This window comes from Streptomyces sp. NPDC006458 (assembly GCF_040612135.1).
Lineage (GTDB): Bacteria > Actinomycetota > Actinomycetes > Streptomycetales > Streptomycetaceae > Streptomyces.
This window is the reverse complement of sequence record NZ_JBEXPR010000034.1, coordinates 18452-39176: the sequence shown is the minus strand read 5'-3', so window position 1 is coordinate 39176 and position 20725 is coordinate 18452. Positions and strand designations below refer to the sequence as shown.

The following is a 20725-nucleotide window of genomic DNA, read 5'->3' as shown; positions in this document are numbered from 1 at the left end:
CCGCCCCGGACCGTGGGGACATGACACGGAGCCCTCGGCGCACCGATCGCCTTCGCCGTCGGCGCCGCCACGCTCGCCCCCAGGGGATCTTCGGTGTCGTCGGCATCGGCCTGGCGATCCTGCTCGTGGTGATCGCGGGCAACCCGGGCGCGGGCGGCGCCTTCCCGCTGCCGATGCTGCCGCCGTCCTGGAAGGCGATCGGCCCCTTCCCGCCCCCGGGGGCGGGCACCTGGACGGCCCGCTCGATCGCCTACTTCGACAGCGACGACATGACCGGCTCGCTGCCGGTCCTGGGCGTCTGAGCGCCGGCCGGGATCGTGATCACGATGCCGGCGGCGGTGCTGCGGCGGCGCGCGAACGGCCCCACCCCGGGGACCGAGGTCCCGGGGTGAGGCCGTCGACCGCCACGGAAGGGGCGGTCAGCCGATCTGGGTGCCCGTCGCCGACAGCGCCTCGGTCACCGGCTGGAAGAAGGTCTCCCCGCCGGAGGTGCAGTCGCCGCTGCCTCCCGAGGTCAGCCCGACCGCCTTGTCGCCCGAGAACAGCGAGCCTCCGCTGTCACCCGGCTCGGCGCACACGTCGGTCTGGATGAGGCCGTTGACGATGTCGCCGTTGCCGTAGTTGACGGTGGCGTCCAGGCCGGTGACCTTGCCCGAGTGGACCTGGGTGGTCGAACCGCTGCGGGTGACCTCCATGCCGACGGTGGCCTCCGCGGCACCGGTGATCGCCTGCGCGGAGCCGTCGTAGAGGTTCACCTCGCTCGGGTGGTCGACCTCGGCGGTGTACTTGACCAGGCCGTAGTCGTTGTCCGGGAAGCTGGACGTCTCGTTGGTGCCGATCTGGCTGCCGGAGGAGTCCGACCAGGTGGTGATGGACTCGGTGCAGTGCCCGGCGGTCAGGAAGAACGGCTCACCCCCCTTGACCACGTTGAAGCCGAGCGAACAGCGGCCGCTGCCGTCGGTGATGGCGTCACCGCCCGCGACGAAGGCCTTGAACTCTCCCTCGGTGCGCTGGAGTTCGGCCGACCGCCCGAGCCCCTTCACGACCTCGGTGAGCTGTGCCCACTCGGCGTCGGAGACGGTGCGGTCGGCGGTGACGACGACCTTGTTGGCCGTCGGGTCGGTCACCCAGGCGGTGCCCGGGATGTTCGCGTCCTGCCGGAGCGTGGTGCGCGCGCTCTTCAGTTCGGCGAGGGAGTTCTCGACGATCCGCGCCTTGGCGCCGGCCTCCTCGACTGCCCGCGCGGCAGCCTCGTCGAGGACGTTGACGACCAGGTTCCTCGCCTGGGCGTCGTAGTACGTGCCTGCCGCGTCGGCGCCGAGGTCCTGGCCGAGCAGCGTGGCGAGCTTTCCGGCCGCGGGCGCCGAGAGGGTCTTCGGCTGGGCGGTGTCCGGGGTCTCGCTGGCGTTCGCACTCTGGAAGGTGACACCCGCGACCACCAGTGCGGCGATACCCGCACCTGCCGCGGCGGCCCGCCGCCTGGGTATGCGTCGGTGCTTCAACTCATGTCCTCCTGTGGGGGGTCGGTCCGGAGGTTGTGGGGACCTCACGGACCGGAAGGCCGGTTGACGGGCGCCTACTCTTCCGAACCTCACAGGGAACACACAAGGTCGACTTCAGGACGCGCCTACGGCAACGGCCTTGCGCCCCGAGTGCCTTGCACCCCCAGCGCTTCCACGACCGCCCCACCGGGCGTTCACAGAACATTCGCACTGCAAACACTACGCGCGAGTAACCAGTGCCGGACCGTGAGGTCCAGACCTGGCCTGATTTCGACTCCCGGGCGGCCGGGGGCAGTTGCCGCCGCCCTTCCGCCGGAGTCCAGGCCGCCGTCGGCTCCTCGGCCGGTCCGGCCCCGGGGCCCGCGCCGGACGCGCCCAAGGTGTGTACTGCGAAGGCGGATCCGGGATGTACGCGAAGCGGAGACGGAGGACACGGATGGTCGACGGCATACGGCTGCGGGACGGCCGATGGCTCACGGTCGAGGAGTACGGAGACCCCGACGGCAGCCCCGTCGTGCTGCTGCACGGCACCCCGGGCTGCCGCTTCGGAGTGGTGCCGCGGGACGTCGTCGCCACTCGCCCCGGGGTGCGGTTCATCGCCTACGACCGCCCCGGCTACGGGGGTTCGGACCGCAGACCCGGACGCCGGGTGGCCGACGCCGCGAGGGACGTGGCGGAACTGGCCGACCACCTCGGGCTCGGCCGGTTCGCCGTCCTCGGCCGCTCGGGCGGCGCCCCGCACGCCTTGGCCTGTGCCGCGCTGCTGCCGTCCCGGGTGCGGCGGGCGGCGGCGCTGGTGTCCCTGGCGCCGCCGGACGCGCCGGAGCTGAACTGGTTCGCCGGCATGGCACGGTCCAACTCCGAGGAGTACACCCGGGCGCTCACCGACCCGCTCGCCTTCGCCGAGCGGCTCGCCGCCCGTGCCGCGGACATCCGCAGCGACCCGGCGCAGCTCCTGGTGTCCCTGCGCGACGGACTCACCGACTCCGACCGGCGGATCGTGGCCGACCCGGCGGTCACCGACATGCTGCTGCGCACCTACCGCGAGGCCCTGCGCACCTCGGCGTACGGCTGGCTCGACGACAACCTCGCGCTCCTGAGCACCTGGGGCTTCGACCCGGCCTCCGTCCCCCGGCCGGTCCTGCTGTGGCACGGCGCGCGGGACACCTTCTCCCCGGTGGGCCACTTCGAATGGCTGGCCGACCGCATTCCCCGGGCCCGCCCCGTCCTGGATCCGGACGCGGGGCACTTCGGGGCGATCCGGGCCCTGCCCGCTGTACTGGACTGGCTGTGCCCGGAGCCGGCGTCATGACCTCACGGCCCGGCCGCCGGGGAACGCGCGCCGGGCCGCTCGTTGCGGGCGCCCCGCATCAGGTCCATCACCCGCTCATGGCTGTCGCCCACGCCGTCGCCGACCCGCAGCCGCATCCGCAGCTGGTCGATCTCGTCGACGAAGCGCTCGCCGTACGTCCCCGCCCGCATCCCGCCGCCGCTCAGGGGGAACCCCGCGCCGGTCAGCCGCAGGTAGTAGTCCTTGCCCGCGGTGAGGCCCTGGCCGGCGAGCGCCTGGAGCAGCCCGGCGTGGTCGGTCCACTCGGTGGGCCGCCCGCCGCGCGGCACGAAGCAGTAGTCCACCCGCTCCACCACCGCCTGCTGCGAGCCGCCGTTGAGTATGTCCACGCGCCAGCCCGGTTCCTCGGGTCCGAGGTCCCCGACCGTCCAGGACGAGGTCCAGCCGAGTGCGGGCCGTACGGTCCGTCCGTACTGCGCCCGCCCGAACACGGCGGCGAGCGCCACCGCCAGCAGGCTGCCCAGCGGGTTCATGTCCATCAGCCGCAGCCGCCAGGGCCAGTCGCGGGCCGGGTCGCCGGTCACGTTGGAGCGGACGATCTCCCACAGCAGGATCAGCGTCAGGGCGATCAGCAGGACGAGCGGAGCCACGAACAGCAGGGGGCTGCGCCGCACCCGCCGCTGCCGGTCGTCGAAGTCCACTCGCCGCCCCTCCCCGGGAAACACCTGCCCGGCTGATCATCTCCCCGCCCGCCGCCGCTGACAACAGCGGTCCCCCGCACGGCAGTTGCCGTGCGGGGGTCCGTTGAGCCGTGAACCGGGCGGTACGGGATCAGAAGACGCTGACGCCGTACGCGCTCAGGGCCTCGGTGACCGGCTGGAAGAAGGTCGTGCCGCCGGAGGAGCAGTTGCCACTGCCGCCGGAGGTCAGACCGTAGGCCACGCCGTTGCTGCCGTAGAGCGGGCCGCCGGAGTCGCCGGGCTCGGCACAGACCGTGGTCTGGATCATGCCGTAGACGATGTCGCCCCCGCCGTAGTTGACGGTCGCGTTGAGCGCGGTGACGGTTCCGGTGTGCGTACCGGTGGTGGAGCCGGTACGGATCACACTGGTGCCCACGCTCGGGGTGGCGGCACTGGTGATGTCCACGCTGCCCGCGGTCCCGGACTTGGTGATGGTCGTGTTGGTGTACCGCACGAGCCCGTAGTCGTTGGTCGGGAAGCTCGAACCGGCGGTGGGGCCGAGGACCGTGGTACGAGCGGAGTTGGAGTACCAGGTGCCGGCGCCGTCGGTGCAGTGGCCCGCGGTCAGGAAGTAGTAGGTGGTGCCGCTGCGGACGTTGAAGCCCAGCGAACAGCGCCAGCTGGTCGCGTAGATGGCGTCGCCACCCTTGATGAGCTTGTTGAACTTGCCCGGGGTGCGCTTGACGGTGATCGCGCCGGCGTCGGCGCCGGCCTGCTTCTTGATCTTCGCCAGCTCGGCCTGGGAGACCGTGCTGTCGGCCGTCAGCACGACACGGTTGGTCTTGGCGTCGACGGCCCAGGCGGTGCCCGGGACATCGGCCTTGAGCACCGCGTCGGAGACGCCCTTGAGCTCGCTCGCGCTGAAGGTGGTGGCGCCGGACGCGTTCGCGTTGGGGATCGCGATCGCGGCAGCGGCCACGAGTCCGGCGGTGACGGCGGTCAGCCGGGTCCGTCGCGAAACGCCGCTGCGGGGAGTGGTGCGCTTGATCCTCACGTTTTCGTTCCTCCACAAAGGAAGTCGGGGGCCCGCGTGGGGTCGGGGCCCGTGAGGCGCAGTCGGGGACAGGCTTCCGGGTCCCGGAAGTGCCGTGTCCCTGACAAGCGCTGTGCTGGAGTATTCGGCCGCACGGCCGATCGGCGCAAGGGCGCCTTTCGGCCGTGCGGCTTTCAATTGTCCGACAATCCACGCGCGTCCATCAGGCACATGGACCCGACCGGACGGTCAGTAGACGCTGACGCCGTACGCGCTCAGCGCCTCCGGCACCGGCTGGTAGAAGGTCGTTCCGCCGCTCCGGCAGTCGCCGCTGCCACCGGAGGTCAGACCGAGTGCCTTGGTGCCGTCGTAGAGCGGGCCGCCGGAGTCACCGGGCTCGGCGCACACCGTGGTCTGGATCATGCCGTGCACCGTGCCACCGCCCTGGTAGCGCACGGAGACGTTGAGGGCGGTCACGGTCCCGCTGTGGGTGCCGGTGGTGGAGCCGGTGCGCTTGACGTTCTCGCCCACGTACGCGGTGGCGGCGCTGTAGCCGCCGGGGTGGCTCAGGGCGGTGTTGTCGTAGCGGACCAGGGCGTAGTCGTTGCCGGGGAAGTCGGCGCCGACCGTGGGGCCGACCAGCGTGCGGTGGGCCGAGTCGGTGTACCAGGTCTTGACCGACTTGCCGCAGTGGCCGGCGGTGAGGAAGTAGTACGTACCGCCCTTGACCACGTTGAAGCCGAGCGAACAGCGGTAGCCGCCGCCGTAGATGGCGTCTCCGGCGGACAGCAGCGGGCGGAACACGCCCGGGGTGCGCCTGACCTCGACGGCGTCGGCCCCGGCGGCCTTCTCGATGCGGGCGATCTCGGCCGCGGAGACCGTGCTGTCCGCGGTCAGGACGACCTGCCCGGACGTCCGGTCGGTGTACCAGGCGGTGCCGCCCGGCGCGGCGGACGCCACGGCGTCGCCGATCCGGGCGAGTTCGGCCGCGTCGCGGGCGGGGGCGGACGCTCCCGCACTGGGCAGTCCGGCCAGGGTGGCGGCGACGAGACCTGCGGCGACGGCGAGCAGTCGGATGCGCTGACTTCTCACTGAATCCTCCTCTTGGGAGCGGAAGGCCCGGCGGGGTCGGGGCCCGTGAGACGCATGTGGGGGTGGCGTGTTCCTGACATGCACCGCAGGGGAGCATGCATTCCGATCGGCTGGCGCGCAAGAGAGCGTCAGCGGCACACGCCGGGGCGACGCTCGCCGCCACGCACACGCGAGGCGCGCCGGCGGCAGGGCCGCCGGCGCGCTTCGGCAGTACCGCCGAGCACCCTCGGGAGGACGCGCCGCGCGGCCGGGGGAACGTCTCAGCGCACGTTCCGCTCCCCCGCCGCGACCGCCGTGTCCAGGGTGTTGCCCGGCGGCGGGAAGGGGCAGATGAAGTGGTCGGCGAAGGCGCACGGCGGCAGCAGCGCGCGGTTGAGGTCGACCGTCGTACGGCCCTCGGCGTCCGGGGCGGCGGGCCGCAGGAACCGGAAGCGATGGCTGCTCACCCCGCTGGTGGCGTCGGCGAACACCGCCCACAGCGAGCCGTCGCCCTCCACACTCACCTGGAGTGTGAACTCCGCCCCGTCCAGGGCGAAGGACAGCTCACCACCGAGCCCGAGCCCGCGCTCGCGCCCGTCCGCGTTCGCCACCCGTACGGTCCGGTCCGTGTCGTACGGCGTGAAGCGCCCCGGCACCGCCCAGCGCGGGTCGTACGGCGTGGCCTCGATGCCCTTGAAGGCCCGCCGCGCCTCGGACGCGGGGTCGAAGTCCCGTATCCCCCACACCCCTTCGCGCACCAGCACGACCAGCCGGCGGTCGCCGAGCGCCACCCGGGACGCGGCCGTCGAGCCGGTGTCGGCCGTGAGGCGCACCTCACCGGTGAGGGGTTCCCCGTCCAGGGTCAGCCCGTCCGGGGCGGCGGCGGTCAGCACCACACCGTCCCCGTCGGTCCGCCAGGCCCCGGGAATGTCCGGAAGTCGACCCTCCGGATAGTCCTCCAGCCAGTGGGTGCCGGTGAGCGAGAGCGGGCCGTAGGGCGCCGCCACCGCCTCCAGGCGGGTTTCGTGCCACTGCTTCCAGTCGTCGGCTGCGTCTGTCGTCATGTGCTCGACCTTTCCATGGTGTTCACGAGGTGCGGCAGGCCCAGGTGCTCGCGGAGCGTGCCGCCGGGATAGAAGGTGCGGAACAGTCCGCGGTGCTGGAGCAGGGCGACCGTGGCGTTGACGAACCGTTCCAGGTCGCGCGGCGGTTCGACCGGCGTGACGTGGAATCCGTCGGCGGCGCCCTCGGCGTGCCAGAGCGCGATCAGTTCCGCGAGGTCGACGGGGCCGCCGCGGTACAGGGGGCCCTGTGCGGTGTGCCGGGGCCCGCCCCCGCCGTGGCCGGGCTCGGCCGCGTGCTCGCCGCCGCCCAGGTCGATCCGCAGGCTCGCCAGTACGCGCAGGGCGTCGGGGTCGCGCCCGGACTCGGCGGCCTCCCGGCGCAGTTCTGCGCGCACCGCGCGTGCCTGCGCCGACCCGGCGGCCCGTACCAGCGCCACGTCGGCGTGCCGGGCGGCGAACTCTAAGTCCCCCCGCCCGGACCCCACGTCGACGACCAGCACGGTCGCGTCCGCCGTAGGGCGGTGGGCGTCCGGTTCCCCGGCCTCTTCGGCGAGCCGGCCCGCGCGGCCGTACGCCGCCCCCGTGACGGCGTCGGCCACCAGCCCGATCCGGGCGGTGAGCGCGGCCGCACGCGACAGCGCGGACGGCGTGTCGGGTCCGGCGAGCGTCACGAAGTCCAGCCCGCCGCCCTCGGCGAGCAGCACCGCCTCGGTACAGGACTCCGAGCCGGTGTCCAGCGCGGCGGCCAGGTGGAGCATCCCTCGTCCGTAGGGGGAGGTCATTCGATGAACCCTTTCGTCAGGCGGCGCCCTCGGTGCACGGCGCCCGGAGGTCGAGCACCGCCGGTGCACGGCGCCGGAAGGTCAGAGCACCTTGGACAGGAACGCCTTGGTGCGCTCGTGGCGCGGCCGGTCCAGAACCTCTCCGGGGGCGCCCCGCTCGACGATCCGCCCGGCGTCCATGAAGACCACCGTGTCGGCGACCTCGCGGGCGAAGCCGATCTCATGGGTGACGACGATCATGGTCGTGCCCCGGCGGGCCAGGTCCTTGATGACGTCGAGGACCTCACCGACCAGTTCGGGGTCGAGCGCGGAGGTCGGCTCGTCGAACAGCAGCAGCCGGGGCTCCAGCGCCAGCGCGCGGGCGATGGCGACCCGCTGCTGCTGGCCGCCGGACAACTGCCTCGGGTAGGCGTCGGCCTTGTCGTCGACCCCCACTTTCGCCAGCAGGGCGCGAGCGGCCCCGACGGCGTCCTTGCGCGGCCGTCCCAGCGCGGACACCGGCGCCTCGACAACGTTCTCCAGCACCGTCAGGTGCGGGAACAGCCGGAAGTTCTGGAAGACGAAGCCGATCCGGGTGCGCTGCCGGAGCACCTCGCGCTCGGGCAGCTCGTGCAGCCGGTCGCCCGAGCGGCGGTAGCCGATCAGGGTCCCGTCGACACTGACCGCGCCCCGGTCCACCTTCTCCAGGTGGTTGATCGTGCGCAGCAGCGTGGACTTGCCGGAGCCGGAGGGGCCGAGGATCACCGCGACCTCCCCTGCCCGGACCTCCAGGTCGATGCCCTTGAGCACCTCCAGGGAGCCGAAGCTCTTGTGGACGGATCTGATGTCGACCATGACGGTCATCGCATGCCCCTTGAGAACCAGTGGTGAGAGGTCGGGTCGGCCTACGCGGCGGCCCGGCCGGCCAGGTCCGCGAGGAAGGCCAGCACGGACCGCGCGGTGGCGTCGTTCTGCCGGAACGCCGGGCCTCCGGTGCGCGGCCGGGTGAAGGCGCCCGAGCCGCGGGCGTCGGTGTGCGGCCCGAGCGCGAACCGCCGTGGATGCGGGCGCCCGCCGCGGTCCAGCACCCGCCCGTCGGCGGGGTCGACGGCCAGCAGCCCGTCCGGGGTGGCGGCCGCCCCGTCGGCGTACAGCTCCCGCAGCAGCGGATCCCGCGCCCGTTCCACGGTCGGCTGCGGCAACCGCGCCTCGACCAGCGCCCGGGCCTCGGTCCGCACACCCGGCACCGTGGGACTGGACGCCCGGAACACGCCGTCCTCGGCGGCCACCGCCATGTCGGCGCCGACGAACCTCAGCACCCCGGCCCGCGACAGGGCGAGCATCTGCCGCAGCCGGGGGCCGGGCGGGCCGGAGGCGAGGTAGCTGAAGAAGCCGTGCCACCAGCCGCCGATGTCACCGAGCCGCACGAGCTGTCCGTAGACCGACAGCAGGCCCAGGAAGACGGACTGGTCCGGGCTGTGCCGCGGGTCGTGACGCCGCGCCAGGTCCTGCTCGATGTAGTCGCGCAGCCCCTGCTGGAGATCCTGCGCCGAGGCGTATCGCAGACCGTCCAGCGGGCGGTCCAGGGCCGCGAGGTCCAGCCGGTCGGCGGGGTCGGGCACCGCGGACGCCGCCAGCGCCGCCCGCTCGGCCGGGTCCGCCGCCGCGTACGCCGCCTCGAAGTCGGGCCAGGGCAGCCTGGTGCGCTCGGGGTGCGTGGTGAACAGCCGGTGGTAGTGCGCGAAGCCCAGCTCCTTCTCCACCAGCGGCCACACGTCCCGGCGGAAGTCGAAGCCCTGCGGTGCGGCGAGCAGTTCGTCGATCTGCGCCGGGCCCAGGAAGCGGGGCAGCGGGGGCCGTTCGCCGGTCCAGTCGTAGCCGATCTTGGAGTGGTACGGCACTCCGCGGCGCGATCCGGCGTACAGCACGGGCTCCCGTCCCGAGGGCACGTAGGTGTCGCCCTCGTACCGTCCGCCGCGTCCCTCGGTGAGCAGCACCATCAGGTCGACGAAGGCGAGCCCGAAGCCGCGTACGAGGACGGGTTCACCGGCGGGGAGCGCGGACAGGTCGCTGTCCGCGGTGAAGTCGGGCGGCAGGTGGACGAGCCCGTGGCGCTCGGCGTACGCGCTCAGCTCACGCTGTTCGTCGTCGAGTTCGGCGTCCAGATGGCCCAGCGCGAGGACGACCAGATCGGCCAGGAGGGGGCGTGGGCGGTCCTCCAGCCACACCTGCTGGCGGCCCTCGCGCGAGCCGCTGACCCGCAGGGCGCGCCGGGGATGGTGGTGCACCCGCACCTGCGGGGGCAGTTCGGCCACGGACCGCTCGTAGACCCAGCGCAGATAGGCGCCCTGGAGCTGCCGGCCGGAGAAGGTGCGGCCGTCGATCCCCGCCCACTCGTGCAGGGTGGGTCCCTCGCGCACCGGGCCGGCCATGCTCACGGTGTCGTCGGTGAACATGGTGATGTCCTCGGCGTGCGAGTTCATCCACAGCAGCGGCGACTGCGCCTCGCGCCAGATGCGCCCGGCGCCCGGCGGGTGCGGGTCGACGAGATGGATGTCGAGCCCCGAACCGGCGTACAGCTGTGGCGCGTTGGCGGCGATCCGCTCCAGCAGACCGGTCCCCCGCGGACCGGCCCCCACGATCACCAGGGAGGACCTCATCGGTAGGTCCCCGTGCCGCGGGCGTAGTGCTTCTCGACGTAGTACTGGCCGACGCCCAGCACCGAGGTGACCACCGTGTACCAGACGGTGGCGACCATCAGCAGCGGGATGACCTGGTAGGTGCGGTGATAGACCAGCTGCACCGAGAACAGCAGGTCGCTGACGGCGATGACGCTGACGATGGAGGTGCCCTTGAGGGTGCCGATCAGCATGTTCCCGGCCGGCGGCACGATGGAGCGCATGGCCTGCGGCAGCACGATCCGCCGCCGGCGCCGCCATCTGCTCAGGCCGAGCGACTGGGCCGCCTCGATCTGCCCGCGGTCCACGGAGAGGATGCCGCCGCGCACCACCTCGGCGGCGTACGCGGCCTCGTGCAGGGTCAGCCCGATGACCGCGACGGTGACCGGGCCGAGCAGGTCGACGGTCCTCACCCCGAGGATCTGCGGGTACAGCGCCCCGATGTTGAACCACAGCAGCAGCTGCACCAGGATCGGGATCGACCGGAACAGCCATACGTAGCCCCAGCTCACCGCTCTGAGCACGGGGTTGGCGGACAGCCGGAACGCGGCGAGCAGGGTGCCGAGCGCGAAGCCCAGCACCATGACGACCGCGGTCAGCCAGAGCGTGAGCCACAGTCCGCGCAGGACCGAGGCGGAGGTGAAGTACTCGGCGACGACGTCCCACTGGAACGCGTCGTTGCGCAGGACGGAGTTGACGGCGAGGCCGAGCAGGACGAGGACGACGACGGCGGCGGTCCACTGTCCGAACCGGCGTTGCGGCACGATGCGCGGCGCGTCGGCGTCCTCGGGTCGCTCCGCCGCCGCGGGGGCTTTGGCGAGGGTGTCGGAAGACATGGGAAGGCTCCATGGCGCGATGGATGGATGCCTTCACACGGCGGCGCCGTACGGCGCGACACGGCCGAGCCCCTCAGCAGGACCGTCCGTCGAGACTACGGGGCCATTTCCCCTCACTGTCAAGGCTGTCCAGACTGTGAGCGGTACGTCTCACCGTGGTTGACGCATCATCGGCGACCTGTTCCACTTGGCCCATGCATCCACAGCAGTGGCTGGTCACGCGCTCCCACATCGACTTCGGTCGAGTGTGGTCCTGTTCCTGTTGAGCCGACCCCCTGCCTGCCCTGCCTGACGCAGGGAGCACCCCGCTGACGCGGAGCGCAGCCCGCGCTCCCCGCTCACGCCTTCACACGCGCGCCCCTCCCCTCACCCCGCGCTTTTCCGCCTTCAGCTCCTCAGGAGACCGCACACCATGCGTCGTACGCCCCTGCGCGCCCACGCACGCCATTTCACCCCCTTTGCCCTGATCACCTCGGTCGCCCTGCTGCTCACCGCATGCGGCTCCGGCTCGAACGGCCCCGCCGGCGGCGGCACCGCGCAGGCGGCGGCGAAGTCCGGTCAGGTGCCCACCGAGGACGTGGTCTCGGGCGTCCCGAAGGACGAGGCCGCAGCGAAGCTCCTCCCGCCGGACGTCAGGAACCTCACCGTCGCCGTCAGCGTGGGCGGCACCCCGCCCGGCACGACCTACCTGGACGACGGAAAGACCCTCACCGGCCAGGACGTCGACTTCACCCAGGCCGTCGGCAAGGTGCTCGGGATCGAACTGAACACGGAACAGGCGAGTTTCGAGGCGATCCTGCCCGCCCTGGACAGCGGCAAGTACGACTTCGGAGCCAGCAACTTCGGCGTCACCGACGAGCGGCGCAAGACCATCGACTTCGTCACCTACATCAATGACGGCCAGGGCTTCGCCACCCGCGAGGACAGCGAGCTGTCCGAGGTGACCGATCTCGGGCAGCTGTGCGGGCTGAACGTCGCCACCGGCGCGGGCACCACCTTCGAGGCCACGCTGGAGGAGAACAAGCACGTCTGCGCGGACGCCGGCGAGAAGGCGTACACCGTGCAGACCTACAGCGAGACGGGCGCCCTGTGGTCCTCGCTCCAGCAGGGCCGCAGCGACGTGGTGATGTCCACGATCAACGGCCTGCGCTACGCCGTCGCGCACCAGGAGGGCGTGAAGTTCCTCAACGAGTTCCACCGCCTCGACGTCGGCTTCGCCTTCAAGAAGGGCACGAAGCTGGCCCCGGCGTTCCAGGCGGCGGTGAACAAGCTCATCGAGGACGGGACGTACGACCGCATCCTGAAGAAGTGGGGCACGACGGGTTCGGCGATCGCCAGGTCGGAGATCTCACCTCCGGAACTCAAGGACTAGTGCCGCGACGGTGCCGGCCGCCGCGGTCCGTGCGCGTCTGCGGCTCAGCAGTCGCAGCCGCAGTCGCACCCGCTGCAACAGCAGTCCTCACCGCAGCAGTTGCAGCAGTCACAGCAGTTGGAGCAGTCGCAGTTGGAGCACAGCCCCTCCTTGCGCTCACGCGTCCAGGGGTCCTCGTACGTGCCGCAGCACATCTGGCAGGTGCAGGCCAGCCCGGCCCACACCGCGCATCCGGCGAGCAGTCCACGCCGGTCGCGGTGCGGCGGCGGGGGCGGCAGGGGCGCGCCCGGCCCGCCGGGCGGCCCGTACGGACCCGACGGCGGCGGCCCGTACAGCGAGGGCCCGTGCGCGCAGGCGACGGTCCCGAAGGCGCGGTCCACGGAGGCCGCCAGCTCGTGCACGAGCAGCCGGTGGGCCAGTTTGCCGTCGCTGAACTCGGCCTCCCGCAGCGCCAGACGGATGCCGTGCACGGCGTCGTCGGCCAGCCGCCGGGCCTCGTCGAGCGAGGTGCCCGTCGCGGCGAGCGGGTTCCACGCGCCCGACGCGGCGTCGGCCTCCCGGTCCTCCACCGCGTCCAGCAGATGGGCGAGGCGCCCGAACAGCCGCCCCGCCTCCGCGAGCGGCTCGGCGTTGCCGGGCCGCCCGGCGAGAACGGCGGTGTGCGCGAAGGCGGCCGCCGTGGCGGTCTCGGTCGGCTCGGTGACGGTGAGGATCGGGGTGCCGGGACCGGCCAGCGCCTCCAGCCCGGTCTGCCGGTCCACGGCCTCGACCAGCACGGCGGTGTCGAAGCCGACGGCCGAACCGCTGCGGGCTCCCGCCCGCCCCCAGCTCTCGGCGACCCGGCGCGCCGCGACGGCCACGGGAGCCCGCGCCAGCAGTCCGTCCCCGTCGGCCATGTGGTCGCGCACCTTCGCCGAGGCGAGCACCAGCGACACGGCGGCCGCGAGCCGGGCGCCCTCGCCCTGGGCCACGGAGGCCGTGCGCATACCGCGAAGGGGGCAGGGCCCGGCCGTGCGCCGCCAGCCCTCGGCCCGCTCCCGCGGGGCCTGAGCCTCCGTCAGAACCGAGACCAGCAAACCGTCGTAATTCGTGACGATCCGGGCGAACTGCCCGTGATCCTTGCGCAGCGCCAGACAGAGCCCGCACAAGTGGGCCATCCACTGGGTCTTCAGCCGCTCACCGAGACGATGGCGGCACGGCCTGACGATTCCGAACACGACGATCCCCCGTGATGCGCGCGATGTTTGACACAGCGTCGACAACGAGCCGAGTGCCCGATCGTATCGACCGATCGTCGGGCCGGAAGGTCCCCCCGGAGCGGTCCGTTCACCCGTACGCACTGTCATTCACTCGTGTGCCGTGAAGAATCATATTTCACTCACAGTCAGCAGCCATACGCGTCACGACCCTTGGGGGAACTGGGCTCTCGACGGATCGGCTGTGCACCAGTACCGTCACAAACCCCCCGCGCGGCGTCTATCCACTTGGCGCTTCGTCCGCATCATGGATGACCATAGGGATTGCGGAAAGACGAAGAAGACCGCTGTGAGAGGAGGCGTCCATGGGATCGGTGCGCAAGGCGAGTGCGTGGCTCGGCCTCGTCGACGACAACGATGACGAGCGCTATTACGACGACGACACCTACGAGGGGAACGACTCCGCGGACGCCTGGGTCACGGACCCGCGAGTGAAGGTGGCCACGGACACGGCCGAGGAGAAGGGCCGCCGGATCGGCACGGTCACCCCGGACAGCTTCCGGGACGCCCGCGCCATCGGCGAGCTGTTCCGGGACGGCGTCCCGGTCATCATGAACCTCACGGCCATGGAGGCGGCCGACGCCAAGCGCGTCGTCGACTTCGCGGCCGGCCTGATCTTCGGGCTGCGCGGCTCGATCGAGCGGGTGTCCACCCGGGTGTTCCTGCTGACCCCGGCCAACACGGAGATCGTCAGCGGCGAGCCGGCCGCACACCGCAACGACGGTTTCTTCAACCAGAGCTGAGGCAGGGCCGACACACCGGCCCTGCCCCCGCTCGGGGGTTCACCGGAAGGCGTCCAGGCCGGTGAGCGCCTTGCCCAGCACGAGCTGATGCATCTCGACGGTGCCCTCGTAGGTGAGGACCGACTCCAGGTTGGTCGCGTGCCGCATCACGGGGTACTCCAGCGAGATCCCGTTCGCCCCGAGGATCGTCCGGGCCGTACGGCAGATCTCGATCGCTTCCCGTACGTTGTTGAGCTTGCCGAAGCTGACCTGCTCGGGACGCAGGCGGCCGGCATCCATGCGCCGGCCCAGGTGGTGGGCGAGCAGAATCCCCTTGTGCAGTTCGACCGCCATGTCGGCGAGCTTGGCCTGGGTCAGCTGGAACCCGCCGATCGGCCGCCCGAACTGCTCCCGCGACTTCGCGTACTCGACCGCGGCCTCGAAGCTGGACCGGGCCGCGCCCATCGCGCCCCACACGATGCCGTAGCGGGCGTGCGACAGACAGCTCAGCGGCCCGCGCAGCCCGGTGACCTCCGGCAGCACCGCGTCGGCGGGCAGCCGCACGTCGTCCATGACCAGCTCGCTGGTGACGGACGCCCGCAGCGACCACTTGTGCTTGATCTCGGGCGCGGAGAAACCGGGGCTGTCGGTCGGTACGACGAACCCGCGGATCCCGTCCTCGGTCTGCGCCCACACCACGGCCACCCCGGCGACGGTCCCGTTGGTGATCCACATCTTGCGGCCGTTCAGCACCCAGTCGCCGCCGTCGCGCTTGGCATGGGTCCGCATGGAGGCGGGGTCGGACCCGATGTCGGGCTCGGTCAGCCCGAAGCACCCGATGACCTCACCGGCGGCCATCCGCGGCAGCCAGGTCTGCTTCTGCTCCTCGCTGCCGAACCGGTGGATGGCGTACATGGCGAGCGACCCCTGCACGGACACGAGCGAGCGGATGCCCGAGTCGGCCGCCTCCAGCTCCAGACAGGCCAGCCCGTACTGCACGGCGGACGCCCCGGCACACCCGTACCCCTGGAGGGACATCCCCAGCGCCCCGATCCCGCCCAGCTCCTTGGCGAGCTCCCGGATCTGCGGCAGCTCCCCCCGCTCGTACCATTCGGCGACATACGGCAGCACCCGTTCCGCGGCCCACCGCCGCACGGTGTCCCGGACGGCGAGCTCCTCGGCATCCAGCAGGTCGTCGATCCCCAGCGGATCGGCCGGATCGAACGCGGGCAACTTCGAGGACACGGCAACACCTTCCGACGCGGGAAACTAGCACCGCTAACAACAGCGACGGCCAGACGCTACGACGCGCGGTACGGGACGTCCACCCCGGCTCGCGAAGCTCGCGCCACCGCCCCCGAGGCCGCCGACGGCGAACACACCCCACGGGAGAGGCCGGCCTCGACGGACAGTGACGGGCGGTGCGGGTGGGAAAGCCCCACACACACGAGCGGCAAGCCGCCGACGGCGAACACACCCCACGGGAGAGGCCGGCCTCGACGGACAGTGACGGGCGGTGCGTGGGTGGGTGAAGGTTCAGACGGAGACCCGGGACTCCGCGACACCCCGGGGCGCGGGCAGCTCCACGTCGACCGCGTCGAGCGCCTCGCACTGCATGATCCGCGGCAGCCGCAACGCCATCACCGCCCCGAGCAGCAACAACCCCGCGCTGACCAGCAGGGTCACATGCAGCCCGTGCACGAACGAGTCCCGCGCGACGCGACGCAGAGTGACCCCCGCCTCCCCGCCCAGCCGCCCGGCCACCGCGTACGCCTCCCCCAGCGAATGCCCGGCCGCGACGGACGCGGACCCGGGCACCCCGGGAACGGACGCCACCCCGGGCGCGTACGCGGCGTTCATCACGGACCCCAGCAGCGCGATCCCGATCCCCGCGCCCAGCTGGTACGAGGTCTCCCCGACGGCCGCGGCCCCACCGGCCTGCTCGGCCGGCGACTCGCTCAGCATCGACTCGTACGCCCCGAACAGCGTCGTCTCCAGCCCGAACCCCAGCAGCACGAACCCCGCCAGCAGCAACCCCGTGTTGTCCGAACGTCCCATCCCCAACAGCAGCAGCACGGCCGCCGCCGTCAGACAGAACCCCGCGCACACCATCATTCGCGGCCCGAACCGCCGCAGCATCCGCGCCCCGAACAGTCCCGCCGCCATCGCCGCTATGGTCAGCGGCAGCAGCCGCAGCCCGGTCTGAAGCGGCGACAGCCCGAGCACGAGCTGCAGATACTGCGCCGCGATCAGCTCCAGCCCGACCAGCGCGAGCATCGCGAGGACGATGCACCCCACCGACGTACTGAACGCGGGCCGCGCGAACATCCGCAGATCCACCAGCGGATGCGCCCGCCGCCGCTGGCGCCGCACGAACAGCGTCAGCAGTACGGCGCCGGCCACGAGCGGCACCAGCGTGAACACACTGCCCACGGCCTCCCCGCCACCGAGCCGCTTCACACCGAGGACCACACCGAACAGTCCCCCGGCGGCCATCAGCGCGCCGACGACGTCCCAGGGCCCACGCCCGTCGCCGGTCGACTCGGGCAGCAGCATCCGCCCGACGGGCAGGCTGACCAGCATCAGGGGGATGTTCACCAGGAACACCGCGCCCCACCAGAAGTGCTCCAGGAGGAAGCCGCCGAGCAGCGGCCCGACGGCGGCGCCGACCGCCGCCACCGCGCTCCAGATGCCGATCGCGAGCGCCCGCTCCCGCCGGTCGGGGAAGACCTGGCGCAGGATCGACAGCGTCGCGGGCATGATCATCGCCCCGCCGACGCCGAGCAGCGCCCGCGCGAGGATGAGCACCTGTGGATCGGGCGCGAAGGCCGCGAGCGCGGAGGCGACCCCGAACAGGGCGTAGCCGAGCAGCAGAATCCGTCTGCGGCCGACGCGGTCACCGAGCGTGCCGAAGAGGATCAGCAGCGAGGCGCAGACGAGCGGATAGGTGTCGACGATCCAGAGCAGTTCTATGGCACCGGGCTGGAGGTCCTCCGTGACAGCGGGCACCGCCACGTGCAGCACGGTCGCGTCCACCGCGACCAGCAGCAGGCTGACGCAGAGGACCACGAGGACGACCCAGCGGTTGGCACCGGCCCCGGTCGGCCGACGGCGTACGAGCAACGCAGCCGTGGTCGTCCTGGACATGCACGTACCTCCCAGAAGTCCCTCGCGTACGGCGGGCTCACAGGGTGGGGACTCCCCGTGACGACGGCCGGAGCGGAGCGGCAGCCCCGGCCCGCGCAACGGATACGCGAGATCCGTCAGCGTACGCGAGTTCGTGCGTCGGCCGCGTGGCGGAACTCTCACCCGTGTCCCGGAACGGGTGTGGCGTACGCCACTCCCCGCGCCTCGTTCCACGTCAGCGGGGGCGGGGCGGTTCCCGGCACACCGGATAATCGAGCCCGTGACCGATCTTGACACGCGCGTGGCACCGGCCCCCTCGGCCCTGCGGCGGGCGGCCCCGGCCCTTCTCGGGTACGCGGCCGTCCGCGCGCTGGGCCTGCTCGTGCTGGTCCTCTGGAGTGCCGCGCGCGGCAAGAGCGCGCTCACGCTGCTGACGGCCCGCTGGGACTCGCTCTGGTACACCCGCGTGGCCGAGCTGGGCTACGGCTACGAGGTGCGGCTGCCGAACGGGGACGTGCACTCCAACCTGGCGTTCTTCCCGCTGCTGCCGTGGCTGGAGCGCGGTCTGCACGCCGTGAGCCCGCTGTCGTACGCCGATGCCGGGCTGGTCGTGTCCCTGCTGGCCTCGCTCGCCGCGGCGTGGGGCGTGTTCGCGGTGGCCGACCATGTCTACGGGCGCCGGGCCGGGGTGTGCGCGGTGCTGCTGTGGGCGGTGCTGCCGGTCGGGATCGTGCAGTCGATGGCCTACAGCGAGTCACTGTTCACCGCGCTCGCCGCGTGGTCGCTGCACGCCGTGCTGACCGGCCGCTGGATCACCACGGGCACCCTGGCCGCGCTGGCGGGTCTGACCCGCCCGGTGGGCCTGGCGGTGGTCGCGGCGGTGTGGGCGGCGGGGATCGCCGCCTTCGTATGGGAGTCGAGGGAGTCCCGGCTTCCCGCCGCCGGCGCACCGGCGTGGCGGCGCGCCCTGGGCCTGCTGCTCGCGCCCCTGGGCGCCGCCGGGTACGTGCTGTGGGTCGGTCATCGCACCGGCAAGGGCCCGCTCGGCTATCTGGACGTCCAGGCGGGCTGGCGCAACGGCTTCGACGGCGGTTACGCCTTCGCGCGTTTCGTGGCGGACAAGTTCACCTCGGTCCCGGGCGCGTTCGCGGGCCTCGCCCTGATCGCGGGTGTCGCACTGGTGATCCGGCTGTACGTCGTGGGCGTACGGCAGGGTCAGCCGCTGCCGCTGCTGGTGTACACGGGGGTCGTCACGGCGCTCGCGCTGTGCGCGTCGAGCTACTTCGGCTCGAAACCGCGGCTGCTGATGCCGGCGTTCCCGCTGCTGCTGCCGCTCGCCCTGGCCCTGGCCCGGGCTCGTCCCCGCAGGTCGGCGGCGGTGCTCGCGGCGGTGGCCGCGGCCTCGGCGGTCTACGGGGCGTTCTGGCTGAACGGATCCGGCCCGCCGTGACCCACCGCGCACTCCCGGTGAATTCCACACCATGCCCCGGTGAACGAATTCGTAAGGGCGGCAAAACCAGATGCCGGAATGATCAAAGGAATTGAAGGGAACCCGTCCACTCGATTTCGGATTCCGTGGAAATTGACCGACTCCTGAGAGGAATCACACATCACATCGTCATTACGAAGCCCGTGCTTCCGCCGGTTGTCTAGCTCACTCCCTGTAACGTCGATTACGTGCGTACAGAACCAAGGCTGACCCGGCTGGACCGGATCTTCACCAGACTGGACCGCGAACCCGAACGGCCCGTCCTGGACGTGCCCCGGATGACGCGGCACCGTGTGGTGCTCTTCGGCGCGGCTCTGGCCTTCTACGTAGCGATCGTGCTCGCCGTCGCGGCGACGACCTGGCTGGTCCAGGTCGACTGGCAGGCCATGCTCTTCCGGCCGTACCAGCAGTGGCCGGAGATCCACGCCTTCCTCGACTACTGGGTCGTCCTCGGCCAGCGCGGCCCGACCGCCGTGATGGTGGCGGCCTGGCTCGGCTGGCGTTCCTGGCGGCAGCGCACCCTGCGGCCGCTGCTGGCCTTCGGCGCGGCGGTGCTGCTGCTGAACATCACGGTGGGCGCCGTGAAGTACGGCCTCGGCCGCTCGGGACCGCACTACGCGACCGAGGTCGGTTCCAACGAGATGTGGCACTGGCTCGAAGCCGGAAGCGACATATTTCCCTCGGGTCACACCGCGAACGCCGTGGTGACCTGGGGCATCCTCGCCTATCTGGCCTCCACGCCCTGGACCCGGCGCTGGCTGTCGGCGCTGTCGGCCGTGCTGTCCCTGAGCGTCGGCCTGACCACCGTCTACCTCGGCACGCACTGGCTGAGCGACGTTCTGCTGGGCTGGGCCGCGGGCCTGCTGGTGCTGCTGGCGCTGCCCTGGTTCGAGCCGCTCATCTCCAGCGTCGAGGCCTTCCTGCTGGACCTGCGCGACCGCTGGACCGACCCCCGCACCGGCTCCGCCCCGGTGCCCACCCCGGTCCTCGCCCCGCTCGCGGCCACCGAGGGCGGCGACACCGCGCCGGTGCGCCAGACGATCCCCTCGTCGGCCGCCCGTACCGCGCGCTCCCCGGCCTACCTGGCCCCCGGCCCGCACACGGCCCGCTCGGAGCGCACCCCGCTCACCCCGGTCGGCAGCCGCCGCCCGCCGCACTCCGACCGCCACCCGCGCGGTACGGGCTCCCCGTCCCGCCCGCTGACCGGCGGCTGACCGGCCCCAGGAGCGCGGGCGCACGGTACGCACACCCCCGCCCCGCACGGCGAAGACCCCGATTCCCTCGACGGGAACGGGGCCTTCGCAGTCCTACGGCGGATTTCGGGCCCCGGTCAGCCCTTCCAGGCGCGCGTGACGCGGCCCGCGCGGACCTCGAAGTTCAGCCGGCCCTGGCGGTACTCCATGGTGACGATCGCCCCCGGCGGCAGCGAGCGGACGGTCGTCCAGCCCCGCTCGCGCGCACGCCGCTCCGCGCCGGCGGCGTCGAGGCCGACGTAGGCGTCCGGTTCGTCCTGGGGTTCGGCGGCGGGTTTCGGTATCGGTGCCATGCCGCCACGCTAGGGGCAAACCCCCGCGCGGGGAAGGCGGGGCCGGGGCGGGCGGCGGCCACGGCGCGTAACGGTCCCCGCCCGGTCACGCTTCTGTCACAAGATCACTACACGGGTTCCGTTCGAACTCCGTCACCCGGATGAGGGGTTCCGTAGTCCTTCCGCGGGCATTCGAACGTAATTCCCGCGTGTCGCCGGGCGTCGCGGAAATTCCGGGCGGAAAGTGCCCTGAGGACTGTCAGCGGACCCGTTCCATTCCGTTTCCGGACGGACGCGCGCGACATCGCAACCACGGGCG

The 20725-nt window shown here is 72.2% G+C and carries 18 protein-coding genes and 1 pseudogene; 6 read left to right on the top strand and 13 right to left on the bottom strand.

The genetic code is table 11. The features are described from left to right. Window positions 1-33 precede the first annotated feature (33 nt). Window positions 34-299 (top strand): annotated as a pseudogene (locus ABZZ79_RS33605) (DUF3533 domain-containing protein); the annotation flags it as partial. Between the two features lie 120 nt (window positions 300-419). On the opposite strand, the gene ABZZ79_RS33600 reads toward ABZZ79_RS33605, so the two are convergent. After that, window positions 420-1502, bottom strand: a complete 1083-nt coding sequence (locus ABZZ79_RS33600; RefSeq protein ID WP_356695348.1) for a S1 family peptidase — start codon at window positions 1500-1502, stop codon at window positions 420-422. Window positions 1503-1938: 436 nt separating this feature from the next. Here ABZZ79_RS33600 and ABZZ79_RS33595 point away from each other — a divergent pair, with 436 nt between their 5' ends. Next, on the top strand, window positions 1939-2814 hold the full coding sequence (locus tag ABZZ79_RS33595; protein ID WP_356695346.1) for an alpha/beta hydrolase: 876 nt from the start codon (window positions 1939-1941) through the stop codon (window positions 2812-2814). Between the two features lie 2 nt (window positions 2815-2816). Here ABZZ79_RS33595 and ABZZ79_RS33590 read toward each other — a convergent pair whose 3' ends face one another. From ABZZ79_RS33590 to ABZZ79_RS33555, 8 genes are all read right to left on the bottom strand, one after another. Beyond that, the gene (locus ABZZ79_RS33590; protein WP_356695344.1) at window positions 2817-3494 is read right to left on the bottom strand and encodes a hypothetical protein; all 678 of its coding nucleotides are present in this window, start codon (window positions 3492-3494) and stop codon (window positions 2817-2819) included. 130 nt (window positions 3495-3624) lie between these two features. Next, entirely contained in the window at window positions 3625-4527 is a 903-nt protein-coding gene (locus ABZZ79_RS33585; RefSeq protein ID WP_356695342.1) for a S1 family peptidase, read from the bottom strand. A gap of 228 nt (window positions 4528-4755) precedes the next feature. Beyond that, window positions 4756-5598 (bottom strand): S1 family peptidase, encoded by an 843-nt coding sequence (locus ABZZ79_RS33580; protein WP_356695340.1) that lies wholly within the window; start codon window positions 5596-5598, stop codon window positions 4756-4758. A gap of 260 nt (window positions 5599-5858) precedes the next feature. Further along, a complete protein-coding gene (locus ABZZ79_RS33575) occupies window positions 5859-6641 on the bottom strand; it encodes a DUF1684 domain-containing protein (protein ID WP_356695338.1) in 783 nt (260 codons plus the stop codon). Next, window positions 6638-7423 (bottom strand): FMNH2-dependent monooxygenase, encoded by a 786-nt coding sequence (locus ABZZ79_RS33570; protein ID WP_356695336.1) that lies wholly within the window; start codon window positions 7421-7423, stop codon window positions 6638-6640. The genes ABZZ79_RS33575 and ABZZ79_RS33570 overlap by 4 nt, the downstream gene beginning before the upstream one ends. Before the next feature lie 81 nt (window positions 7424-7504). After that, window positions 7505-8266, bottom strand: a complete 762-nt coding sequence (locus ABZZ79_RS33565; protein WP_356695334.1) for an amino acid ABC transporter ATP-binding protein — start codon at window positions 8264-8266, stop codon at window positions 7505-7507. Between the two features lie 41 nt (window positions 8267-8307). After that, window positions 8308-10062 (bottom strand): FAD/NAD(P)-binding protein, encoded by a 1755-nt coding sequence (locus ABZZ79_RS33560; RefSeq protein ID WP_356695332.1) that lies wholly within the window; start codon window positions 10060-10062, stop codon window positions 8308-8310. Next, window positions 10059-10916: an amino acid ABC transporter permease gene (locus tag ABZZ79_RS33555; RefSeq protein WP_356695330.1), complete on the bottom strand. Its 858-nt coding sequence runs from the start codon at window positions 10914-10916 to the stop codon at window positions 10059-10061. Before ABZZ79_RS33555 ends, ABZZ79_RS33560 begins: the two co-directional genes overlap by 4 nt. 412 nt (window positions 10917-11328) lie before the next feature. Here ABZZ79_RS33555 and ABZZ79_RS33550 point away from each other — a divergent pair, with 412 nt between their 5' ends. Then, a complete protein-coding gene (locus ABZZ79_RS33550; protein WP_356695328.1) occupies window positions 11329-12288 on the top strand; it encodes an ABC transporter substrate-binding protein in 960 nt (319 codons plus the stop codon). Window positions 12289-12332: 44 nt separating this feature from the next. Here ABZZ79_RS33550 and ABZZ79_RS33545 read toward each other — a convergent pair whose 3' ends face one another. Next, window positions 12333-13505, bottom strand: coding sequence for a DUF5685 family protein (locus ABZZ79_RS33545; protein ID WP_356695326.1), 1173 nt, complete (start codon window positions 13503-13505; stop codon window positions 12333-12335). 344 nt (window positions 13506-13849) lie between these two features. On the opposite strand from ABZZ79_RS33545, the gene ABZZ79_RS33540 reads away from it, so the two are divergent. Further along, entirely contained in the window at window positions 13850-14287 is a 438-nt protein-coding gene (locus ABZZ79_RS33540; protein WP_356695324.1) for a cell division protein SepF, read from the top strand. Between the two features lie 39 nt (window positions 14288-14326). On the opposite strand, the gene ABZZ79_RS33535 is transcribed toward ABZZ79_RS33540, so the two are convergent. Continuing rightward, complete coding sequence (locus ABZZ79_RS33535) at window positions 14327-15511, bottom strand: acyl-CoA dehydrogenase family protein (protein ID WP_356695322.1); 1185 nt, start codon at window positions 15509-15511, stop codon at window positions 14327-14329. 291 nt (window positions 15512-15802) lie between these two features. Then, window positions 15803-17413 carry an MFS transporter gene (locus ABZZ79_RS33530; RefSeq protein ID WP_356695320.1) on the bottom strand — a complete coding sequence of 537 codons (1611 nt, stop codon included), beginning with the start codon at window positions 17411-17413 and terminating at the stop codon, window positions 15803-15805. 259 nt (window positions 17414-17672) lie between these two features. Between ABZZ79_RS33530 and ABZZ79_RS33525 the strand changes: the two genes are divergently transcribed. After that, window positions 17673-18842, top strand: coding sequence for a hypothetical protein (locus ABZZ79_RS33525; RefSeq protein ID WP_356695318.1), 1170 nt, complete (start codon window positions 17673-17675; stop codon window positions 18840-18842). Window positions 18843-19069: 227 nt separating this feature from the next. Beyond that, window positions 19070-20095, top strand: a complete 1026-nt coding sequence (locus ABZZ79_RS33520; RefSeq protein WP_356695316.1) for a phosphatase PAP2 family protein — start codon at window positions 19070-19072, stop codon at window positions 20093-20095. A 116-nt stretch (window positions 20096-20211) separates the two neighbouring features. Here ABZZ79_RS33520 and ABZZ79_RS33515 read toward each other — a convergent pair whose 3' ends face one another. Beyond that, complete coding sequence (locus tag ABZZ79_RS33515; protein WP_356695314.1) at window positions 20212-20427, bottom strand: I78 family peptidase inhibitor; 216 nt, start codon at window positions 20425-20427, stop codon at window positions 20212-20214. Between the last annotated feature and the right edge of the window lie 298 nt (window positions 20428-20725).

Excerpts from the sequence above, each read along its gene's own strand:
- ABZZ79_RS33575 (WP_356695338.1), bottom strand. The coding sequence starts at position 6,641 with ATGACGACAGACGCAGCCGACGACTGGAAGCAGTGGCACGAAACCCGC.
- ABZZ79_RS33515 (WP_356695314.1), bottom strand. The coding sequence starts at position 20,427 with ATGGCACCGATACCGAAACCCGCCGCCGAACCCCAGGACGAACCGGAC.
- ABZZ79_RS33565 (WP_356695334.1), bottom strand. The coding sequence starts at position 8,266 with ATGACCGTCATGGTCGACATCAGATCCGTCCACAAGAGCTTCGGCTCC.
- ABZZ79_RS33560 (WP_356695332.1), bottom strand. The coding sequence starts at position 10,062 with ATGAGGTCCTCCCTGGTGATCGTGGGGGCCGGTCCGCGGGGGACCGGT.
- ABZZ79_RS33550 (WP_356695328.1), top strand. The coding sequence starts at position 11,329 with ATGCGTCGTACGCCCCTGCGCGCCCACGCACGCCATTTCACCCCCTTT.
- ABZZ79_RS33555 (WP_356695330.1), bottom strand. The coding sequence starts at position 10,916 with ATGTCTTCCGACACCCTCGCCAAAGCCCCCGCGGCGGCGGAGCGACCC.
- ABZZ79_RS33530 (WP_356695320.1), bottom strand. The coding sequence starts at position 17,413 with ATGTCCAGGACGACCACGGCTGCGTTGCTCGTACGCCGTCGGCCGACC.
- ABZZ79_RS33570 (WP_356695336.1), bottom strand. The coding sequence starts at position 7,423 with ATGACCTCCCCCTACGGACGAGGGATGCTCCACCTGGCCGCCGCGCTG.
- ABZZ79_RS33595 (WP_356695346.1), top strand. The coding sequence starts at position 1,939 with ATGGTCGACGGCATACGGCTGCGGGACGGCCGATGGCTCACGGTCGAG.
- ABZZ79_RS33540 (WP_356695324.1), top strand. The coding sequence starts at position 13,850 with ATGGGATCGGTGCGCAAGGCGAGTGCGTGGCTCGGCCTCGTCGACGAC.